At 60.6% G+C, this 21,032-nt stretch carries 17 protein-coding genes; 8 read left to right on the top strand and 9 right to left on the bottom strand.

Translation table 11 applies throughout. The features are described 5' to 3' along the window. Window positions 1-2 precede the first annotated feature (2 nt). From nuoK to nuoN, 4 genes are read left to right on the top strand one after another with little or no spacing between them, the layout of a single operon-like run. Window positions 3-311, top strand: a complete 309-nt coding sequence (gene nuoK, locus AC1Q6D_RS18605; RefSeq protein WP_007946416.1) for an NADH-quinone oxidoreductase subunit NuoK — start codon at window positions 3-5, stop codon at window positions 309-311. Beyond that, window positions 308-2,161 carry an NADH-quinone oxidoreductase subunit L gene (gene nuoL / locus AC1Q6D_RS18600; RefSeq protein ID WP_103405055.1) on the top strand — a complete coding sequence of 618 codons (1,854 nt, stop codon included), beginning with the start codon at window positions 308-310 and terminating at the stop codon, window positions 2,159-2,161. The genes nuoK and nuoL overlap by 4 nt, the downstream gene beginning before the upstream one ends. Before the next feature lie 39 nt (window positions 2,162-2,200). After that, entirely contained in the window at window positions 2,201-3,733 is a 1,533-nt protein-coding gene (nuoM, locus tag AC1Q6D_RS18595; protein ID WP_090468407.1) for an NADH-quinone oxidoreductase subunit M, read from the top strand. A 7-nt stretch (window positions 3,734-3,740) separates the two neighbouring features. Next, window positions 3,741-5,204 (top strand): NADH-quinone oxidoreductase subunit NuoN, encoded by a 1,464-nt coding sequence (gene nuoN / locus AC1Q6D_RS18590; RefSeq protein WP_047527643.1) that lies wholly within the window; start codon window positions 3,741-3,743, stop codon window positions 5,202-5,204. Between the two features lie 271 nt (window positions 5,205-5,475). Here nuoN and AC1Q6D_RS18585 read toward each other — a convergent pair whose 3' ends face one another. The 6 genes from AC1Q6D_RS18585 to AC1Q6D_RS18560 are packed head-to-tail and all read right to left on the bottom strand — an operon-like array spanning window position 5,476 to window position 11,448. Continuing rightward, on the bottom strand, window positions 5,476-7,218 hold the full coding sequence (locus AC1Q6D_RS18585) for an ABC transporter substrate-binding protein (protein ID WP_047527641.1): 1,743 nt from the start codon (window positions 7,216-7,218) through the stop codon (window positions 5,476-5,478). A 47-nt stretch (window positions 7,219-7,265) separates the two neighbouring features. Then, on the bottom strand, window positions 7,266-7,538 hold the full coding sequence (locus AC1Q6D_RS18580; RefSeq protein WP_047527639.1) for a DUF2160 domain-containing protein: 273 nt from the start codon (window positions 7,536-7,538) through the stop codon (window positions 7,266-7,268). A 10-nt stretch (window positions 7,539-7,548) separates the two neighbouring features. Further along, a complete protein-coding gene (locus tag AC1Q6D_RS18575; protein WP_047527637.1) occupies window positions 7,549-8,349 on the bottom strand; it encodes a carbohydrate ABC transporter permease in 801 nt (266 codons plus the stop codon). An 8-nt stretch (window positions 8,350-8,357) separates the two neighbouring features. Further along, window positions 8,358-9,224 carry a carbohydrate ABC transporter permease gene (locus tag AC1Q6D_RS18570; protein WP_047527635.1) on the bottom strand — a complete coding sequence of 289 codons (867 nt, stop codon included), beginning with the start codon at window positions 9,222-9,224 and terminating at the stop codon, window positions 8,358-8,360. Next, a complete protein-coding gene (locus tag AC1Q6D_RS18565; protein ID WP_103405054.1) occupies window positions 9,221-10,354 on the bottom strand; it encodes an ABC transporter ATP-binding protein in 1,134 nt (377 codons plus the stop codon). Before AC1Q6D_RS18565 ends, AC1Q6D_RS18570 begins: the two co-directional genes overlap by 4 nt. After that, window positions 10,354-11,448 (bottom strand): ABC transporter ATP-binding protein, encoded by a 1,095-nt coding sequence (locus tag AC1Q6D_RS18560; protein ID WP_103405053.1) that lies wholly within the window; start codon window positions 11,446-11,448, stop codon window positions 10,354-10,356. The genes AC1Q6D_RS18565 and AC1Q6D_RS18560 overlap by 1 nt, the downstream gene beginning before the upstream one ends. 380 nt (window positions 11,449-11,828) lie before the next feature. Between AC1Q6D_RS18560 and AC1Q6D_RS18555 the strand changes: the two genes are divergently transcribed. Both AC1Q6D_RS18555 and uppP read left to right on the top strand, forming a co-directional pair. After that, entirely contained in the window at window positions 11,829-13,691 is a 1,863-nt protein-coding gene (locus tag AC1Q6D_RS18555) for a sigma-54-dependent Fis family transcriptional regulator (RefSeq protein ID WP_103405052.1), read from the top strand. Between the two features lie 175 nt (window positions 13,692-13,866). After that, complete coding sequence (gene uppP, locus AC1Q6D_RS18550) at window positions 13,867-14,739, top strand: undecaprenyl-diphosphatase UppP (protein WP_090468403.1); 873 nt, start codon at window positions 13,867-13,869, stop codon at window positions 14,737-14,739. A 61-nt stretch (window positions 14,740-14,800) separates the two neighbouring features. Here the strand turns inward: uppP and cysS are convergent, their stop codons facing one another. Together cysS and AC1Q6D_RS18540 are read right to left on the bottom strand one after the other, a co-directional pair. Further along, window positions 14,801-16,183, bottom strand: coding sequence for a cysteine--tRNA ligase (gene cysS / locus AC1Q6D_RS18545; RefSeq protein ID WP_047527626.1), 1,383 nt, complete (start codon window positions 16,181-16,183; stop codon window positions 14,801-14,803). Window positions 16,184-16,205: 22 nt separating this feature from the next. Then, window positions 16,206-17,903: a glutamine--tRNA ligase/YqeY domain fusion protein gene (locus tag AC1Q6D_RS18540; RefSeq protein ID WP_103405051.1), complete on the bottom strand. Its 1,698-nt coding sequence runs from the start codon at window positions 17,901-17,903 to the stop codon at window positions 16,206-16,208. 251 nt (window positions 17,904-18,154) lie between these two features. Here AC1Q6D_RS18540 and AC1Q6D_RS18535 point away from each other — a divergent pair, with 251 nt between their 5' ends. Then, a complete protein-coding gene (locus tag AC1Q6D_RS18535; protein WP_090323535.1) occupies window positions 18,155-18,658 on the top strand; it encodes a peptidylprolyl isomerase in 504 nt (167 codons plus the stop codon). Then, the gene (lpxH, locus tag AC1Q6D_RS18530; RefSeq protein WP_103405050.1) at window positions 18,655-19,407 is read left to right on the top strand and encodes a UDP-2,3-diacylglucosamine diphosphatase; all 753 of its coding nucleotides are present in this window, start codon (window positions 18,655-18,657) and stop codon (window positions 19,405-19,407) included. Before AC1Q6D_RS18535 ends, lpxH begins: the two co-directional genes overlap by 4 nt. Before the next feature lie 61 nt (window positions 19,408-19,468). On the opposite strand, the gene AC1Q6D_RS18525 is transcribed toward lpxH, so the two are convergent. After that, window positions 19,469-21,001 (bottom strand): DHA2 family efflux MFS transporter permease subunit, encoded by a 1,533-nt coding sequence (locus AC1Q6D_RS18525; RefSeq protein WP_103405049.1) that lies wholly within the window; start codon window positions 20,999-21,001, stop codon window positions 19,469-19,471. Window positions 21,002-21,032 lie beyond the last annotated feature (31 nt).

Below are 21,032 nucleotides of genomic sequence, written 5' to 3'. Positions count from 1 at the left end.
CGATGCCTGCTATCCCCATGGAGCATGGTCTGGCGGTCGCCGGCATCCTGTTCTGCCTCGGTCTGGTCGGCCTGATGGTCCGCCGCAATATCCTTTTCGTGCTGATGAGCCTGGAGGTCATGATGAATGCCTCCGCGCTGGCGTTCATCGTTGCCGGTAGCCGCTGGGCGCAGCCGGATGGACAGATCATGTTCATCCTGGTGATCAGCCTGGCTGCCGCCGAGGCCAGTATCGGCCTGGCGATCCTGCTGCAACTGTATCGCCGCTTCCACACGCTCGATATCGACGCTGCCAGTGAGATGCGCGGATGAACATGATCTTTCTGACTTTCGTATTTCCCCTGATCGGGTTTCTCCTGCTGTCGTTCTCCCGCGGACGCTTCTCGGAAAACCTCTCGGCACTGATCGGCGTAGGCTCCATCGGCCTGTCCGCAGTGGTCGCGGCCTACGTGATCTGGCAATTCAATGTCGCGCCACCCGAGGGTGGTCACTACACCCTGGTGCTGTGGCAATGGATGGCGGTCGAAGGCTTCAAGCCTGACTTCGCCCTCTACATCGACGGCCTGTCGATCACCATGCTCGGCGTGGTGGTGGGCGTCGGCTTCCTGATCCACCTGTTCGCGTCCTGGTACATGCGCGGTGAAGACGGTTACTCGCGCTTCTTCGCCTACACCAACCTGTTTATCGCCAGCATGCTGTTCCTGGTACTGGGCGATAACCTGTTGTTCCTGTACTTCGGCTGGGAAGGCGTGGGCCTGTGCTCGTACCTGTTGATCGGTTTCTACTACAGCAACCGCAACAACGGTAACGCGGCACTCAAGGCCTTCATCGTGACCCGTATCGGTGACGTGTTCATGGCCATCGGCCTGTTCATCCTGTTCGCTCAACTGGGCACGCTGAACATCCAGGAACTGCTGGTGCTGGCACCGCAGAAATTCCAGGCCGGCAACTTCTGGATGGTCCTGGCGACCCTGATGCTGCTGGGTGGCGCTGTCGGTAAATCCGCGCAACTGCCGCTGCAAACCTGGCTGGCGGACGCGATGGCCGGTCCTACTCCGGTTTCGGCACTGATCCACGCCGCGACCATGGTGACCGCCGGTGTCTACCTGATCGCCCGTACTCACGGCCTGTTCACCCTGGCGCCGGAAATCCTGCACCTGGTGGGCATCGTCGGTGGCGTGACCCTGGTGCTTGCAGGTTTCGCCGCACTGGTACAGACCGACATCAAGCGTATCCTCGCCTACTCGACCATGAGCCAGATCGGCTACATGTTCCTGGCCCTGGGCGTCGGCGCCTGGGATGGCGCGATCTTCCACCTGATGACCCACGCCTTCTTCAAGGCCCTGCTGTTCCTTGCCTCCGGTGCGGTGATCGTTGCCTGCCACCACGAGCAGAACATCTTCAAGATGGGTGGCCTGTGGAAGAAACTGCCTCTGGCCTACGCCAGCTTCATCGTTGGCGGCGCGGCCCTGGCGGCCCTGCCACTGGTGACTGCGGGCTTCTACTCCAAGGACGAAATCCTCTGGGAAGCGTTCGCCAGCGGCAACCACGGTCTGCTTTACGCCGGTCTGGTCGGCGCGTTCATGACCTCCCTGTACACCTTCCGCCTGATCTTCATCACGTTCCACGGTGAAGCGAAGACCGAAGCCCACGCCGGTCACGGCATTGCTCACTGGCTGCCGCTGTCGGTGCTGATCGTCCTGTCGACTTTCGTCGGCGCGATGATCGTTCCACCGTTGCACGGCGTGCTGCCGGAAAGCGTCGGCCATGCCGGTGGCGAAGCCAAGCACAGTCTGGAACTCGCTTCGGGCGCCATCGCCCTGGCCGGTATCCTGCTGGCCGCGCTGCTGTTCCTCGGCAAGCGTCGCTTCGTGACCGCCATCGCCAACAGCGGCATCGGCCGTTTCCTGTCGGCCTGGTGGTTCGCTGCCTGGGGCTTCGACTGGATCTACGACAAACTGTTCGTCAAGCCTTACCTGGCGATCAGCCACATCCTGCGCAAAGACCCGCTCGACCAGACCATCGGTCTGATCCCGCGCATGGCCAAAGGCGGTCACACCGCCCTGAGCCGTACCGAAACCGGTCAACTGCGTTGGTATGCCGCCTCGATGGCTGCTGGTGCCGTGCTGGTCATTGGCGCCGTCGTGCTGGTAGCGGTCTGATATGAACCTTGCGAACTTGCGAAAGGAATTGAGCCCGTCATGATTCTGCCTTGGCTAATCCTGATCCCCTTCATCGGCGGCCTGCTGTGCTGGATGGGTGAGCGCTTCGGCGCCACCCTCCCCCGCTGGATTGCGCTGTTGACCATGACCCTGGAACTCGCTCTCGGCCTCTGGCTGTGGGCCCACGGTGATTATTCATTTGCCCCGGCGCCTGGCGCCGATCCGACCTGGTCGCTTGAGTTCAAGCACGTCTGGATCCAGCGCTTCGGCATCAACGTGCACCTGGCCCTCGACGGCCTGTCGCTGTTGATGATCCTGCTGACCGGCCTGCTGGGTGTCCTCTCGGTACTCTGCTCGTGGAAAGAGATCCAGCGCCACGTCGGCTTCTTCCACCTGAACCTGATGTGGATCCTGGGCGGTGTCGTCGGCGTGTTCCTGGCCCTCGATCTGTTCATGTTCTTCTTCTTCTGGGAAATGATGCTGGTGCCGATGTATTTCCTCATCGCGCTCTGGGGTCACAGTTCTTCGGACGGCAAGAAAACCCGGATCTACGCGGCGACCAAGTTCTTCATCTTCACTCAGGCTTCCGGCCTGATCATGCTGGTGGCGATCCTGGGTCTGGTACTGGTCAACTTCAACAACACCGGCGTGATGACCTTCAACTACGCCGACCTGTTGAAAACCAAGATGTCGATGACCACCGAGTACGTCCTGATGCTCGGCTTCTTCATCGCCTTCGCGGTCAAGCTGCCAGTCGTACCGTTCCACTCCTGGCTGCCTGACGCTCACGCCCAGGCGCCGACCGCAGGTTCCGTGGACCTGGCCGGTATCTTGCTGAAAACCGCTGCCTACGGCCTGCTGCGTTTCGCCCTGCCGCTGTTCCCGAATGCGTCGGCCGAGTTCGCGCCGATCGCCATGACCCTGGGTCTGATCGGGATCTTCTACGGTGCGTTCCTGGCGTTCGCGCAAACCGACATCAAGCGTCTGATCGCCTTCTCGTCCGTTTCCCACATGGGCTTCGTACTGATCGGCATCTACTCCGGCAGCCAACTGGCGCTGCAGGGCGCGGTGATTCAGATGCTGGCGCACGGTCTGTCGGCCGCGGCACTCTTTATCCTCAGCGGTCAGCTGTACGAACGCACCCACACCCGCGACATGCGTGAAATGGGTGGCCTGTGGTCGAAGATCGCCTACCTGCCGGCCATCAGCCTGTTCTTTGCAGCCGCGTCCCTGGGCTTGCCGGGTACCGGTAACTTCGTCGGCGAGTTCCTGATCCTGATCGGCACCTTCGCCAGCGCTCCATGGGTCACCGTGATCGCGACGTCCGGCCTGGTGTTCGGTTCAGTCTACTCGCTGATCATGATCCACCGTGCCTACTTCGGTCCGTCCAAATCGGACGCGGTCCTGCAGGGCATGGATGCTCGCGAACTGATCATGGTGGTCGGTCTGGCAGCGCTGCTGGTCTACATCGGCGTCTACCCGCAACCGTTCCTCGACACCTCTGCCGCGACGATGCATGGCGTGCAGCAGTGGCTCGGCACCGCCTTCACTCAACTCGCTTCGGCACGGTAAGAGCGCTATGGAATTCACGACTCAACACTTTATCGCGCTTGCGCCGTTGTTGATCACCAGCGCCACGATCATCGTGGCGATGCTGGCGATCGCCTGGCGCCGCAACCACTCGCAGACCTTCCTGATTTCCGTGGCGGGTCTGAACCTGGCGCTGCTGTCGATCCTGCCAGCCCTGAAAGTCGCGCCCCTGGCCGTGACGCCATTGCTGCAAATCGACACCTTTGCCTGCCTGTACATGGCGCTGATCCTGGTCGCCACCCTCGCCTGCGTCACCCTCGCCCACGCCTACCTCGGCGAGGGCGGTTCGGGTTACCCGGGCAACCGTGAAGAACTGTACCTGCTGATCCTGATGGCCGCCGCCGGTGGCCTGGTTCTGGTCAGCGCGCAGCACCTGGCCGGGTTGTTCATCGGTCTGGAGCTGCTGTCGGTGCCGGTCTACGGTCTGGTGGCCTACGCCTTCTTCAACAAGCGTTCGCTGGAAGCCGGCATCAAGTACATGGTGCTGTCGGCAGCCGGTTCCGCATTCCTGTTGTTCGGTATGGCCCTGCTCTACGCTGACTCCGGCTCCCTGAGCTTCGTCGGTATCGGTCAGGCGCTGGCGGCTACCGGTCTGCCAAGTTCGCTGGCGCAACTGGGCCTGGGCATGATGCTGATCGGCCTGGCGTTCAAGCTGTCGCTGGTACCGTTCCACCTGTGGACCCCGGACGTTTACGAAGGTGCTCCAGCGCCGGTCGCAGCGTTCCTGGCAACCGCTTCCAAGGTCGCCGTGTTTGCCGTGATGGTGCGTCTGTTCCAGATCTCGCCAGCGGCAAGCAGCGGTGTGCTGAGCAACGTACTGACCATCATCGCCATCGCGTCGATCCTGTTCGGTAACCTGCTGGCCCTGACCCAGAGCAACCTCAAGCGTCTGCTGGGTTACTCGTCCATCGCCCACTTCGGTTACCTGCTGATCGCCCTGGTGGCGAGCAAAGGCATGGCCGTGGAAGCTATCGGCGTGTACCTGGTCACCTACGTGATCACCAGCCTCGGCGCCTTCGGCGTGATCACCCTGATGTCCTCGCCGTACAAAGGCCGTGACGCGGACGCCCTGTACGAATACCGCGGCCTGTTCTGGCGCCGTCCGTACCTGACTGCCGTACTGACCGTGATGATGTTGTCCCTGGCTGGTATCCCGCTGACCGCGGGCTTCATCGGCAAGTTCTACATCATCGCCACCGGTGTCGAATCCCATCAGTGGTGGCTGGTCGGCTCGCTGGTACTGGGCAGCGCCATCGGCGTGTTCTACTACCTGCGTGTGATGGTCACCCTGTACCTGATCGAACCGAACCTGCGTCGCCACGATGCGCAACTGCACTGGGAACAGAAAGCAGGCGGCGTGATGCTGCTGGCCATCGCGGTACTGGCCTTCTTCCTCGGCCTGTACCCACAACCGCTGCTGAGCCTGGTTCAGCAATCGGGCCTGGCGGGTTGATCGCTTAGCGTTATCGGTAGCAAACAGAAACGGCACCTTCGGGTGCCGTTTTTGCATTCTGGACGTTGCTGGACGCGCAGCGCTGCCCTCACCATTCTGTGCTGACCGACACGACACCATCGCTGGCAAGCCAGCGCCTGTAAGTGATCGTGAATCAATCCAGGGGCTGCGTCCGACTCGGCATCCGCAAGCGCCGGCATGCCGACGAAAGCAGTGGCACAAACAAAAAACGGCACCTCTCGGTGCCGTTCGCCTTTCACTCTCCAGTCATTTACTTACGCGCATCCGCCCACGACTTCAGCAGTTCGTTGTAGCTCACGGTCTCCCCTTTTGGCTTCTCGTTGGCCAGTTTCGGTTTCGGTGCGCCCGGCTGGTCGAACCAGTATTGCGCGTCGCGTTCCGGGTTCATCTTCGGCGCGCAGGTGGTTTGCGCTTTCGAACGTTCCAGGCGGGACATGATTGCGTCCTGGTCCTTGGCCAGACCGTCCAGTGCCTGCTGCGGAGTTTTCTCGCCGCTGGCCGCTTCGGCGATGTGGCTCCACCACAACTGCGCGAGGCGAGGATAATCAGGCACGTTGGTCCCGGTCGGGGTCCATTGCACGCGGGCCGGGCTGCGGTAGAACTCCACCAGGCCACCGAGCTTCGGCGCCAGGTCGGTCATGGCTTGCGAGTTGATGTCCGACTCGCGGATTGGCGTCAGGCCGACGATGGTTTTCTTCAGTGACACGGTTTTCGACGTCACGAACTGCGCATAGAGCCAGGCGGCGAGTTTCTGCTTCTCGGGCGTGGACTTCATGAACGTCCAGGAACCCACGTCCTGATACCCCAGCTTCATGCCCTCCTCCCAGTACGGGCCGCGCGGCGACGGTGCCATGCGCCATTTCGGCGTGCCGTCGGCATTCACCACCGGCAGACCCGGCTTGGTCATGTCGGCCGTGAACGCGGTGTACCAGAAGATCTGCTGGGCGATGTTGCCCTGGGAAGGCACGGGGCCGGATTCGGAGAAAGTCATGCCCGCCGCTTCCGGTGGCGCATAGGCCTTCATCCAGTCGACGTACTTCTGGGTGGCGAAGACCGCCGCCGGGCCGTTGGTGTCGCCACCGCGAGTCACGCTGGAGCCCACCGGATGGCAATCCTCGACGCGAATGCCCCACTCGTCCACCGGCAAACCGTTGGGCAAGCCCTTGTCGCCGCCACCGGCCATGGAGAACCAGGCATCGGTGAAACGCCAGCCCAGGGAGGGGTCTTTCTTGCCGTAGTCCATGTGCCCGTAGACACGCTTGCCGTCGATCTCCTTGACGTCTTCGCTGAAGAACTTGGCGATGTCTTCATAGGCCGACCAGTTCACCGGGACGCCCAGCTCGTAGCCGTATTTCTCCTTGAACTTGGCCTTGAGGTCCGGGCGCTCGAACCAGTCGGCGCGGAACCAATACAGGTTGGCAAACTGCTGATCGGGCAGTTGATAGAGCTTGCCGTCCGGAGCCGTTGTGAAAGAAGTACCAATGAAGTCCTTGAGGTCCAGAGTCGGCGAAGTGAAGTTCTTGCCTTCATTGGCCATCAGGTCGGTGATGGCTTCAGTCTTGCCGTAACGAAAGTGCGTACCGATCAGGTCCGAGTCGTTGACCCAGCCGTCATAAATGCTTTTGTCCGACTGCATCACGGTCTGCAGTTTTTCCACCACATCGCCTTCTTGCAGCAGGTCGTGGGTCACCTTGATCCCGGTGATCTCGGTGAAGGCCTTGGCCAGCACCTTGGATTCATATTCGTGGGTGGTCAGGGTTTCGGAAACGACCTTGATGTCCATCCCGCGAAACGGCTCGGCGGCCTTGATGAACCACTTCAACTCCTCGAGCTGCTGATCGGCCGTCAGGGTGGACGGTTTGAACTCGCTGCCAATCCATTTCTTCGCAGCGTCTTCATAGGCATCGGCCCAGGCCGCGGCGCTCAAACCGCTGAGTGCCAGCATGGCTGCCAATGAAATGCTATGTCGCAGCTTATTGTTTTTGTCGAACATAGAGACCTCCTGTTTAAGTTTCGGAGCAACATTGCCGAGCGATTCGACTAGCCCCACCGCATCACAGCCAACAGCCACACCAGGGACGACGCGAAGGCGACCCAGATGCTCCAGTCGGTCACGCCGATGACCAGCAGATGCAGGTAGGCGCTACCGAGAAGACCGATAAACAGCCGGTCGCCACGGGTGGTGGCAATCGGCAGAAAACCACGCCGAAGAATGCTCGGCGAACGCAATTCCCAGGTCGTCATGCCCACCAGAATCAGGCCAATGACGACGAAGAACGCTGCGGTGGGAATCGTCCAACTCATCCATTCCATCATCAGCTCCTCATACCCGGCCCAGGGCAAAGCCCTTGGCCACGTGGTTGCGAACAAACCAGATCACCAGCATGCCCGGCAGGATGGTCAATACCCCTGCTGCCGCCAGCACGCCCCAGTCGATGCCTGACGCCGAGACCGTGCGGGTCATGACCGCCGCGATCGGTTTGGCGTTCACCGACGTCAGGGTGCGCGCCAGCAGCAGTTCGACCCAGGAAAACATGAAACAGAAAAACGCCGTGACACCGATGCCGGAGCCGATCAGCGGGATGAAAATCTTCACGAAGAACTTGGGAAAACTGTAGCCATCGATGTAGGCGGTTTCGTCGATTTCCTTGGGCACGCCAGACATGAACCCCTCGAGAATCCACACCGCCAGCGGTACGTTGAACAGGCAGTGCGCCAGGGCCACGGCTATGTGGGTGTCGAACAGCCCGATTGACGAATACAGCTGGAAGAACGGCAACAGGAACACCGCCGGCGGTGCCATGCGGTTGGTCAGCAGCCAGAAGAACAGGTGCTTGTCACCGAGGAAACGGTAACGCGAGAACGCATAGGCCGCCGGCAGCGCCACGCTCAGGGAGATCACCGTGTTCAGGCTCACGTAGTACAGCGAGTTGAGATAACCGGTGTACCAGCTCGGATCGGTGAAGATCACTTTGTAGTTATGCAGGGTGAAATCCGCGGGAAACAGCGTCAGGCCGCCGAGGATTTCGGTGTTGCTCTTGAAGGACATGTTCAGCAACCAGTAGATCGGCACCAGCAGGAACAGGATGTAGAGCAGCAGCGGAATCAGCTTTCTCTTGCTCATGGCGGGCCTCAGCGGTTGGCGTCAGAGTGAGTCATGGCGGTATAAAACAGCCACGACACCAACAGGATGATCAGGAAATACACCAGCGAAAACGCCGCTGCCGGGCCCAGGTCGAATTGCCCTACGGCCATCTGGGTCAATGTCTGACTGAGGAAGGTCGTGGCATTACCCGGCCCGCCGCCCGTGAGCACGAACGGTTCGGTATAGATCATGAAACTGTCCATGAACCGCAGCATCACCGCGATCAGCAGCACGCTCTTGAGCTTGGGCAGCTGGATGTGCCGGAACACCGCCCAGGCCGAAGCCCGATCGATCCGCGCCGCCTGGTAATACACGTCCGGAATGGCCCGCAGACCGGAGAAACACAACAGCGCCACCAGCGACGTCCAGTGCCACACGTCCATCACCAGCACGGTGACCCAGGCGTCCATGGTGTTCGCCGCATAGTTGTAGCTGATGCCCATGGCATTAAGGCTCGAACCCAGCAGACCGATGTCCGCGCGGCCGAAGATCTGCCAGATGGTGCCCACCACGTTCCACGGAATCAGCAACGGGATCGCCAGAATAATCAGCACCAGCGACGACCAGCGCCCCTTGGTCGGCATGGTCAGGGCGATGGCAATGCCCAGGGGAATTTCAATCAGCAACACACAGGCCGAGTAGATGAACTGGCGCAGCAGCGAGTCATGCAGGCGCGGATCGAGCAGCACTTGCCTGTACCAGTCGGCACCGACGAAGTAGCGGCTGGACTGGTCGAATATGTCCTGCACCGAATAGTTGACCACGGTCATCATCGGGATCACCGCACTGAACGCCACCAGCAGGAACACCGGCAGCACCAGCCACCAGGCCTTGTTGTTCTGCACCTTGTTCATGGCTGCGCCTCTTCATTGGCCATTGTTTCGTTGACGGCATGGGGCTCCAGCAGGAATTCGTCGGCGTAGACCATCAGCCACTGCCCCGGAAAACTGATGTAAGCCGTGCCTTCAGGCACCGGTTTGTCTTCGGCCAGGCGAACTTTCAGCGGCGCGCCATCGAGGTTCAGGGTCATGATCTTGTAGGTGCCAAGGTCTTCGACGTGTACGACATGAGCCCGCATCGCGTCATCGAATGGCTCTTCCCACACATGGACGAACTCGGGTCGGATACCGACTTTCAAGGTTTTCCACTGGGTCTCGGCGATGCGTTGCTGCATGGCGGCGGACAAGGGCAAATGGGTCGAAGCAAAACCGACGCCGCCCGGTTGCGGCTGCACCTCGATCAGGTTCATCCCCGGGCTGCCGATGAAGTAACCGACAAAGGTGTGGCTCGGCCGCTCGAACAATTCCCGTGGCGTGCCGAACTGCACGATCTGCCCGCCGTACATCACCGCGATCTTGTCGGCAAAGGTCGAGGCTTCCAGTTGATCGTGGGTGACATAGACCATGGTGATGTTGAACTGCTCGTGGATCTGCTTGAGCTTGCGCCGCAGCTTCCACTTCAGGTGCGGGTCGATCACGGTCAGCGGTTCATCGAAGAGAATCGCCGACACGTCATCACGCACCAGCCCACGGCCCATGGACACTTTCTGCTTTTCGTCGGCGGTGAGGTTGCGTGCTTTTTTGCTCAGCAGGTTCTGCAGGTCGAGCACTTCGGCTATTTCCTGCACCTTGGTGTGAATCTTCGCCTCGGCCATGCCCTGATTGCGCAGCGGGAAAGCCAGGTTGTCGAACACCGTCATGGTGTCGTAGACCACCGGAAACTGGAAAACCTGAGCGATGTTGCGCTTCTCCGGGGTCAGGTCATTGACCGCTTTGCCATCGAACAACACATGGCCCTGGGACGGGCTGAGCAACCCGGAAATGATGTTGAGCAAGGTCGACTTGCCGCACCCCGACGGGCCGAGCAAGGCATAGGCACCGCCCTGCTCCCAGATGTGGTCCATCTCGCGGATCGCGTAATCCTCGGGTCCGCCCGGGGTTTTGGTGTAGCTGTGGGCGAGGTTCTGCAAACGGATTTCGGCCATCAGGCAACCCTCGCGACACGCCGGCCCGGCGCCTGGATCAGCCGCCCCTGCGTATCGAACACAAACAGTTTATGGGTCGGGATGTAGATGCGGATCGGCGCATCGACGTCGTATTCGTGGACACCGGGCAAGTGCAGCACCAGCAGGAAATGCTCGTTGCGCACGTGCAGGAAGGTTTCCGAGCCGCTGATTTCCGCGACTTCGACGGTCACCGCCAACTCCAGGTCGTCGTCGTTGCTCGGCACCAGCGAGATATGGCTGGGCCGCACGCCGAAGCGAAACTCGCCCTCGCCCACCGGCCGCAAATCGACGTTCAGCGGGAAATGCACGAAATTGGCGAAACTCACTTCATTACCGGCGATGCGCCCCGGCATCAGGTTGATCGGCGGTTCGGAAAACAGCTCGGCCGCCAACACAGTCTGCGGCTGGTGATAGACAGCGGAAGACTTGCCGCTCTGGATCACCCGACCTTCGTGAAGAATGGTCGTGGTGCCGCCGAGGGCCAGCGCCTCGTTGGGTTCGGTGGTGGCGTAGATCGCGATGGTGTGGCGGGCCTTGAACAGCTCGCGCATTTCCTGGCGCAGTTCCTCGCGCAGTTTGTAGTCGAGGTTGACCAGCGGCTCATCGAACAGAATCAGCTCGGCGTCCTTGACCAGCGCCCGGGCCATGGCCGTGCGCTGTTGCTGGCCCCCGGAGAGCTCCAGCGGATAACGCTGCAGAAACTTCTCGATGCGCAGCATCCTGGCGGTTTCCAGCACCTTGCTCTGGATCTGCTCATTGGACACGCGGGCCTGACGCAACGGCGAGGCGATGTTCTCGAACACCGTCATGGTCGGGTAGTTGATGAACTGCTGATAGACCATCGACACATTGCGCAGGCGCACCGGGCGTTGGGTGACATCCACGCCATTCATCAGGATGCGCCCGGTGTCAGGCTTGTCCAGCCCGGCCATCAAGCGCATGAGACTGGTTTTGCCGGACAGCGTGCGACCGAGCAAAACGTTGAAGGAACCGGGTTCGAAACTCAGGCACGCATCGTCGATCCAGGTCTGGCCCTCGACGGTACGGCTGACATGCTCCAGGGTTAATGACATGGCTCGGCCTTTTTTATTTTTGGAGTCAAGCGACCGAAGCTACATAGCGACATTTGTGCCAAAAATCACAAGCCGTTGATTTGGCTTGAAATCCTTGAACGTGACTACCGAGTCACGTTCGTTGCTGAACACAAATGAACAATCGAAAGTGAACAATTGAACAGTTCACCGATTGACAATGAACATTAGTGAACAACACTCTACAAACCGTTTCACGCGCCCTGAAACGGACGCAAAACCTGTGGAATCGAGCCTGCTCGCGATAGCGTTGGATCAGCCAACATTCATGTCGACTGACACTCCCTCATCGCGAGCAGGTTCGCTCCCACAAGGAAAACCTATAACAACAATAAAAAGCGTAAATCAGAGGCTGACCTGTAATGGCCCTACCTGCCCTGCCGCTGTCCCACGACGCCATCATCCAGGACTCCTGGTCCCGCTGCCGCGCGTTCGGTCTCAATCATCAAAGCGCTCCGGCGTTCGATCAGTTGCCCGCCGAAGGCATCGCGCAGTTGCTCGAGAGCCAGCACTCGCTGGTGCAGACCACCCACCAGGAAGTCCTGCCGTATTACGAAAACATCCTCAGCAACTCCAATTGCCTGATCATGCTCGCCGACAATCAAGGCCAGGTGCTGACGTCTTGGGGCACCCAGCGCTTCATCGAGCCGAGCCTGACCCGCGGTTTCAGCGCCGGCGCCAGTTGGCTGGAGCACTGCAGCGGGACCAACGCCATCGGCACCGCTTTGGCCTGCGAACAAGCGGTGCACATCGAACACGATGAACACTTTCTCAAGGCCAACCGCTTCATGACCGGTTCCGCCGCGCCGATTTTCGATGCCGAGCGCAAAGTGATTGCCGTGCTGGATGTCTCCAGCGACAGCTACCTGCCGCCGTCCCACACCCTGGGCATGGTCAAGATGATGAGCCAGACCGTGGAAAACCGGCTGATCCTCAACCTGTTTCACGGCCAGCATTTCCAGTTGACCTTCAACACGGGCCTGAACAACCTCGACAGCCAGTGGGCCGGGTTGCTGATTTTCGATGAAAGTGGCCAGGTGCTGTCCGCCAACCGCCGCGCTGACAACCTGCTGGGCATCCGCCTGTCGCGAGTGAGTGTGGAGAGCCTGTTCAACGTCTCGCTGCTGGAACTGCTGAATCAGCCAGAGGGCCTGCCCTTCGCCCTGCAGACTCGCGGACGCAACCGCTTCCAGTGCCTGTTGAAACGGCCGAAGCAGTCACCGATTCAGCCGCGGCTGTTTTCTGAAAGCAAAAGTGCTGACCCCAAGAGCGCCGTGGCGGACGCTAAACCCGCCACCATCAGCCTGAAGACCCTGCACTTTGGCGACAGTCGCGTGGAAAAGGCCGTGCGCCAGGCCGAGCGCTTGCTGGAGAAAGACATTCCGCTGTTGATTCACGGGGAAACCGGGGTTGGCAAGGAAGTCTTCGTCAAGGCCCTGCATCAAGCCAGCTCCCGCCATAAACAAGCGTTCATTGCCGTCAACTGCGCGGCGATCCCCGCCGAATTGGTGGAATCCGAGCTGTTTGGCTACGAGAAAGGCGCGTTCACCGGAGCGAACCAGAAAGGCAGCATCGGCCTGATTCGCAAGGCCGACAAAGGCACCTTGTTCCTCGACGAAATCGGCGACATGCCGCTGCCGACCCAGGCACGCTTGCTGCGGGTGCTGCAGGAGCGCTGCGTGCAACCGGTGGGCAGCAGTGACTTGTTTGCGGTGGACATCCGCATCATCTCCGCGACCAACCGCTCCTTGCGCGAGCAGGTGCAATTGGGGCGTTTCCGCGAAGATTTGTACTACCGCATCGGCGGCCTGACCCTGGAGTTGCCGCCGCTGCGCGAGCGTAGCGACAAGCAGGCACTGTTCAAGCGTTTGTGGGAGCAGCATCGGGAGCCCACCCAATGGGCGGGTCTTAGCCATGAGGTTCTGGAGCTGTTCAGCCGTCATCCGTGGCCCGGCAACCTGCGCCAGGTCAGCAGCGTGATGCAGGTGGCGCTGGCCATGGCCGAGGAACAACCGGTGCGGCCGGAGCATTTGCCGGATGATTTCTTCGTCGACCTGGAGATGGAGCCGGTGGAGGCGCCGGAGCCGTTGGGGGTTGATCTGAATGATGCCCAGGCGTTGAACCGGGAACTGAAGGCTGCCGGGGGGAATATTTCGCATCTGGCGCGGCGGTTGGGGGTTAGTCGCAATACGCTCTACAAGCGCTTGCGCCACCTGGAAAGCTGACTGCTGCGCAGTCAATCGCGAGCAGGCTCGCGAAGGCGCCAACCCGGTCACCGCAAAAACCAATCACTCCCCCCATTGACCGCAGCGACCAGACTGTGACGAAATGTTTCAGCTTTTCGCCCCACTCCTTTTTTTCCAGACCCTTCCTCCTCCTGATCTTCACAGGAAAAGTGCTTTGACCAACATCTGTTCTACCGGCCTTGATATCGGCTTTGCCTCGCTGGATTACCTGCAAATCGGCTTCCTGGGCATCGTTCAGGGCATCACCGAATTGTTGCCCGTGTCCTCCACCGCGCACATGCGCATCGTGCCCGCCCTGCTCGGCTGGCCCGATCCCGGCTCGGCGTTTTCCGCGGCCATGCAGTTGGCCGCACTGGCGGCGGTGGTCAGTTATTTCTGGCGTGACGTCAGGCAAGTTGTCAGCGGCAGTGTCGGCGCGGTACGCCAACGCGATTACAACAACCAGTGGTTCATCCTCGCGGTGGCCATCGTGCTGGCGACCATTCCCATCGGTATTGCCGGCGTGGCCTTGTCCTCGACGCTCAATGCCTGCAACTCGCCGTTGCGGGGGCTGATGGTGATCGGGATTTCCTGCGTGGTCATGGCGGTTTTGCTCGCGGCCGCCGAACTCAGTTGCCGGCATCGCCGCACCGTTGGCGAAATGCGCCTGCGTGATGCACTGATCGTTGGCATTGCCCAGATCGGCGCGCTGATTCCCGGCGTGTCGCGATCGGGGTCAACGTTGACGGCGGCGCTGTTCCTCAATTTCAAACGTGAAGAGGCCGCGCGGTTCTCCTTCCTGCTGGGGCTGCCCGCGATCGCCCTGGCCGGCTTGAAGGAGCTGTGGGTGTTGTTCCATGCTGATCTTCCCGCGCAAGCCTGGGCGCACCTGTTTTTTGGCCTGGTGATCGCCAGCATCTCGGCGTTTTTTGCCATCTGGGGCCTGATGCGCTTTCTGGAGAAGTTCTCCACCTGGCCGTTTGTCATCTACCGCGCGGTGCTCGGGATCTTCCTGATTGTCGCGGTCAGCACCGGACTCCTGAGCTAACGCCCGCCACAAAAAAACAAAACCCGCACAAGGCGGGTTTTGTTTTTTACGGATCAAGCAATCAGTCAGCCAGACGCCAGGTCGTCCCACCCTTGCCGTCTTCCAGCACCACGCCCATGGCGGTGAGCTGGTCGCGGATGCGGTCGGACTCGGCCCAGTCTTTGCCGGCACGTGCCGCCAGACGCGCAGCAATCAGCGCCTCCACTTCAGCGGCATCCACGCGCCCTTCGGCACCGGCCTGCAGGAAGTCGTCAGCCTCAAGCTGCAACACACCCAACACGCTGGCCAGTTCTTTCAGGCGCGCCGCCAGACCGGCCGCCGCATCGAGATCGGTCTCGCGCAGGCGATTGATCTCGCGCACCATCTCGAACAACACCGCACAGGCTTCAGGCGTGCCGAAGTCGTCGTTCATCACCGTGGTGAAGCGCTCGACGAACGCTTCGCCGCCAGCCGGAGCCACGCTCGGCAGGCCCTTCAGCGCGTGGTAGAAACGCTCCAGTGCGCCTTTGGCATCCTTGAGGTTGTCTTCCGAATAGTTGATCGCGCTGCGGTAGTGGCTCGACACCAGCAGGTAACGCACGACTTCCGGGTGGTACTTGGCAAGCACGTCGCGAATGGTGAAGAAGTTGTTCAAGGACTTGGACATCTTCTCGCCATTGATGCGGATCATGCCGCAATGCATCCACGCGTTGGCGTAGGTCTTGCCGGTGGCCGCTTCGCTCTGGGCGATTTCGTTTTCATGGTGCGGGAACTCGAGGTCACTGCCGCCGCCATGAATGTCGAAGGTCTCACCGAGGCAGCAGGTGGACATCACCGAGCACTCGATGTGCCAGCCCGGACGCCCGGCGCCCCACGGCGATTCCCAGCTCGGCTCGCCCGGCTTGACGCCTTTCCACAGCACGAAGTCCAGCGGATCTTCCTTCGCTTCGTCGACCTCGATCCGCGCACCGATGCGCAGGTCCTCGACCTTCTTGCGCGACAGCTTGCCGTAACCCATGAACTTCGCGACGCGGTAGTACACGTCGCCATTGCCCGGGGCGTAGGCGTAACCCTTGTCGATCAGGGTCTGGATCATCGACAGCATGCCCGGGATGTGGTCCGTGGCACGTGGCTCCATGTCCGGCTTGAGGATGTTGAGGCGCGCCTCGTCCTCGTGCATTGCGGCGATCATGCGCTCGGTCAGCGCGTCATACGGCTCGCCGTTCTCGCGGGCACGATTGATGATCTTGTCTTCGATGTCGGTGATGTTGCGCACATAGGTCAGGTTGTAACCGCTGAACCGCAACCAGCGGGTCACCAGGTCGAACGCGACCATGCTGCGGCCGTGGCCTATGTGGCAGTAGTCATACACGGTCATCCCGCAGACGTACATGCGCACATTGTTGCCATCCAGCGGCTTGAAGACTTCTTTGCTCTTGGTGAGCGTGTTGTAGATCGTCAGCACTTTAAATTTCCTTGACGCAGAATCACTGGCCCCACGAATCACGCAGGGTCACGGTACGGTTGAATACCGGCTGACCTGGTTTCGAATCCTTGATATCGGCGACGAAGTAACCTTCGCGCTCGAACTGGAAACGGTCTTCCGGCTGTGCATTGCCCAGCGAGGGTTCAGCACGACAACCGGTGAGTACCTGCAGCGAATCAGGGTTGATGTTGTCCAGGAAACTCGCGCTGTCTTCAGCCTTCTCCGGGTTCGGAGAGCGGAACAGACGATCGTACAGACGGACTTCGCACTCGACGCTGGCAGCGGCCGGCACCCAGTGGACCACGCCCTTGACCTTGCGGCCTTCGGGGTTCTTGCCCAGGGTGTCCGGGTCGTACGAGCAACGCAGCTCGACGATGTTGCCGTCGGCGTCCTTGATCGCTTCGTCGGCACGGATCACGTAGCTGCCGCGCAGGCGCACTTCGCCGTTTGGCTCCAGGCGCTTGTAGCCTTTTGGCGGCTCTTCCATGAAGTCTTCACGGTCGATGTAGATCTCACGGGCGAACGGCAGGACGCGCACGCCCATGTCTTCTTTCGGATGGCATGGCAGTTCGAGGTTCTCGACCTGGCCTTCCGGGTAGTTGGTGATCACGACTTTCAGCGGACGCAGTACGCACATCGCGCGCGGGGCGCTGTGGTCGAGGTCGTCGCGGATGCTGAATTCGAGCATGCCGAAGTCGACCACGCCGTCGGAACGGTTGGTGCCGATCATCTCGCAGAAGTTGCGGATCGATTTCGGCGTGTAGCCACGGCGACGGAAGCCCGACAGCGTGGACATGCGCGGGTCGTCCCAGCCGTTGACGTGCTTTTCGTCGACCAACTGCTTGAGCTTGCGCTTGCTGGTGATGGTGTAGTTCAGGTTCAGGCGGCTGAACTCGTACTGGCGCGGGTTGGCCGGCACGGGCAGGTTCTCGAGGAACCACTCGTACAGCGGACGGTGGCTTTCGAATTCCAGGGTGCAGATCGAGTGGGTGATGCCTTCGATGGCGTCCGACTGACCGTGGGTGAAGTCGTAGTTCGGGTAGATGCACCACTTGTCACCGGTCTGGTGGTGGTGGGCGTGACGGATGCGATACATGATCGGGTCGCGCAGGTTTATGTTCGGCGAGGCCATGTCGATCTTGGCTCGCAGCACACGTGCACCGTCCGGGAATTCGCCGGCGCGCATGCGGGCGAACCAGTCCAGGTTCTCTTCGACGCTGCGGTCGCGGAACGGGCTGTTGCGGCCTGGCTCGGTCAGGCTGCCACGGTATTCCTTGGCTTGCTCAGGGGTCAGGTCGTCGACATAGGCCTTGCCGGCCTTGATCAGCTCGACGGCCCAGTCGTGCAACTGGTCGAAATACTGCGAGGCATAGCGCACTTCACCGGACCATTCGAAGCCCAGCCATTTGACGTCGCTTTCGATTGCGTCGATGTATTCCTGGTCTTCCTTGGCCGGGTTGGTGTCGTCGAAACGCAGGTGCGTGACGCCGCCGAACTCCTGGGCCAGGCCGAAGTTCACGCAGATCGACTTGGCGTGACCGATGTGCAGGTAGCCGTTGGGCTCAGGCGGGAAACGCGTGACGATCTGCGTGTGCTTGCCCGAGTCCAGGTCTGCCTGGATGATCGGCCGCAGGAAATTGACCGGCACAGCAGGGCCGGTCTTGGCATTCGAGGTAGGGTCGACAGTGGGCTTGCTCATAGGATCCTTGAACGTACAAGTGCGTGGCCGTAATAAAGGCCGGACAAAACAAAGCCGCTATCATAGCCGATGCCGTCAAGCAGCTGACAGAGCAGGCCTGCAAACGGTCGCATTTAATGGGGCGTAAATGAAAAACAGCCTCGAAATTCGCGTCTGGCACGCTAAACTGCGCACCTTGGCCGAAAACGGCTGAACCGGTGAAGGGACCGCAATGTCCCGAAATCCACGAATTCCCTGAATGAGTAGTAATCATGACCCAAGTCAAACTGACCACCAACCATGGCGACATCGTCCTGGAACTGAACGCCGAGAAAGCCCCGATCACCGTGGCCAACTTCGTCGAATACGTCAAAGCCGGTCACTACGAAAACACTGTTTTCCACCGCGTCATCGGTAACTTCATGATCCAGGGCGGCGGTTTCGAGCCTGGCATGAAAGAAAAGAAAGACAAGCGCCCAAGCATCCAGAACGAAGCCGACAACGGTCTGCCGAACGAGAAGTACAGCGTGGCCATGGCGCGCACCATGGAGCCGCATTCGGCTTCCGCCCAGTTCTTCATCAACGTGGCTGACAACAGCTTCCTGAACCACAGCGCCAAGACCACTCAGGGCTGGGGCTACGCCGTGTTCGGCAAAGTCGTTGCAGGCACCGACGTTGTCGACAAGATCAAGGGCGTTTCCACCACCATGAAGGCCGGCCACCAGGACGTACCAGCAGACGACGTGATCATCGAGAAAGCCGAGATCATTGAGTGATATTGCTGATTTCAGACTTGCATCTGGAAGAGGAGCGCCCGGACATCACCCGGGCGTTTCTGGATTTGCTCGCCGGACGCGCCCGCTCGGCGAGTGCGCTGTACATTCTGGGCGACTTTTTCGAGGCATGGATTGGCGACGATGCCATGACGCCGTTCCAGCGCTCCATCTGCCAGGCCCTGCGCGACCTCAGCGACAGCGGCACGGCCATTTTTCTGATGCACGGCAATCGCGACTTCCTGCTCGGCCAGGCCTTTTGCAAACAGGCCGGCTGCACCTTGCTGAAGGATCCGAGTGTCGTGCAACTGGCAGGCGAGCCGGTGCTATTGATGCACGGCGACAGCCTCTGCACCCGCGACGAAGCCTATATGAAGCTGCGTCGCTACCTGCGTAACCCCGTCACGTTGTTCATCCTGCGGCATCTGCCGCTGCGCACGCGGCATAAACTGGCGCGCAAGCTGCGCAGTGAAAGCCGTGCGCAAACGCGGATGAAGGCCAACGACATCGTTGATGTCACCCCCGAAGAAATTCCGCGAATCATGCAGGAATACGGGGTGAAAACCCTGATTCACGGCCACACCCATCGCCCCGCCGTGCACAAGCTGCAACTGGGCGATCAAGCCGCCCGGCGTATTGTCTTGGGGGATTGGGATCGTCAAGGGTGGGCGTTGCAAGTGGATGATCACGGGTTTGCGTTGGCGCCGTTCGATTTCGCCCCGCCGCCGCAATTGGCTGCCCCCGCCAACTAATTTGCACAACAAATAACCTGTAGGAGCGAGCCTGCTCGCTCCTACAGGGATTGTGCTTGTATCAATGTCCGGCGGAAGCCGCTGGCCCGGCCTTGGCGGTAAAGGGGGGCTTGGCCAGCCATACGATCAGGATCAACCCCATGAACATCCAGCCCAGCAGCGTGAAATAGTCCACCGTGGACATGATGTACGCCTGGCTGATCACCATTTGGTCCATCTGCGTATAAGCCTTGGCCCCTGCCCCGCCCAATTGATGCAATGCCTCGCGGGTGGCCGGGTCGAACGGGGTGATGCTTTCCGTCAGGTAGGCATGGTGCTGGTCGGCGCGGCGGATCCAGATCCAGGTGGTCAACGACGCCGCGAAACTACCGCCCAGCGTACGCAGGAACGTCGCCAGGCCCGAGCCGTCGGCAATCTGGCTCGGCGGCAGGTCCGACAGCAGGATGGTCAGGGTCGGCATGAAGAACAGTGCCACGCCAATCCCCATGAACAGCTGCACCAGGGCGATGTGCTGGAAATCCACCTCATTGGTGAAGCCGGCGCGCATGAAACAACTCAGACCGATGGCCAGGAATGCCCCGCCCGCCAGTACCCGCATGTCGAATCGCGGTGCGTATTTGCCGACGAAAGGCGACAGCAGCACCGGCAGAATGCCCAATGGCGCCACGGCAAAACCGGCCCAGGTCGCGGTGTAGCCCAAGCGGGTCTGCAACCATTGCGGCAGGATCAGGTTGATCCCGAAGAATCCGGCATAGCCCAGCACCAACACGATGGTGCCAAAGCGGAAGTTGCGGTGGGCGAACAGCCGCAAGTTCACCACCGGGTGCTCATCAGTCATTTCCCAGATCACGAAAAACGCCAGGGCAACCACGGAAATCACCGAGCCGATAATGATGAAACTGGACTCGAACCAGTCGGCATCGTTGCCTTTGTCGAGGACGATCTGCAATGCGCCGATGCCGATGATCAACGCGATCAGACCCACGTAATCCATGGGTTGGCGGCTGGTGACCACCGGACGCGTCTTCATCTGCTGGGTGACCACCCATGCGGCGAACAAACCGATCGGCACGTTGATGAAGAAAATCCACGGCCAGCTGTAACTGTCGGTGATCCAGCCGCCGAGGATCGGCCCGGCAATCGGCGCCACCACCGTGACCATCGCCAACAGCGCCAGCGCCATCCCCCGTTTCGCCGGAGGGTAAACCGCAATCAGCAGTGTCTGGGTCATCGGATACAACGGCCCCGCCACCACGCCTTGCAGCACGCGAAAGCCCACCAATTCCGGCATGGACGTGGAAATGCCGCACAGGAACGAGGCGAGCACGAACAGCAGCGTCGCCCAGACAAACAGCTTCACCTCACCGAAACGCCGACTGAGCCAGCCGGTCAGCGGCAAGGCGATGGCGTTGCTGACGGCAAATGAAGTGATCACCCAGGTGCCCTGCTCCGAACTCACCCCGAGGTTGCCGGAAATCGTCGGCAGCGCCACGTTGGCGATGGTGGTGTCGAGCACCTGCATAAAGGTCGCCAGCGACAGGCCGATGGTGCTCAGCAGCAGGCTGGGCGGGGAAAAAGACGCGTTATTGCTCATCGCGAATCCTTTGGAGCTGAATTTTTTGCAG

The sequence above is a fragment of the Pseudomonas sp. MT92 genome (genome assembly GCF_058792515.1).
The sequence above is the reverse complement of the archived record's forward strand: the minus strand, read 5'-3'. Positions and strand labels throughout refer to the sequence as shown.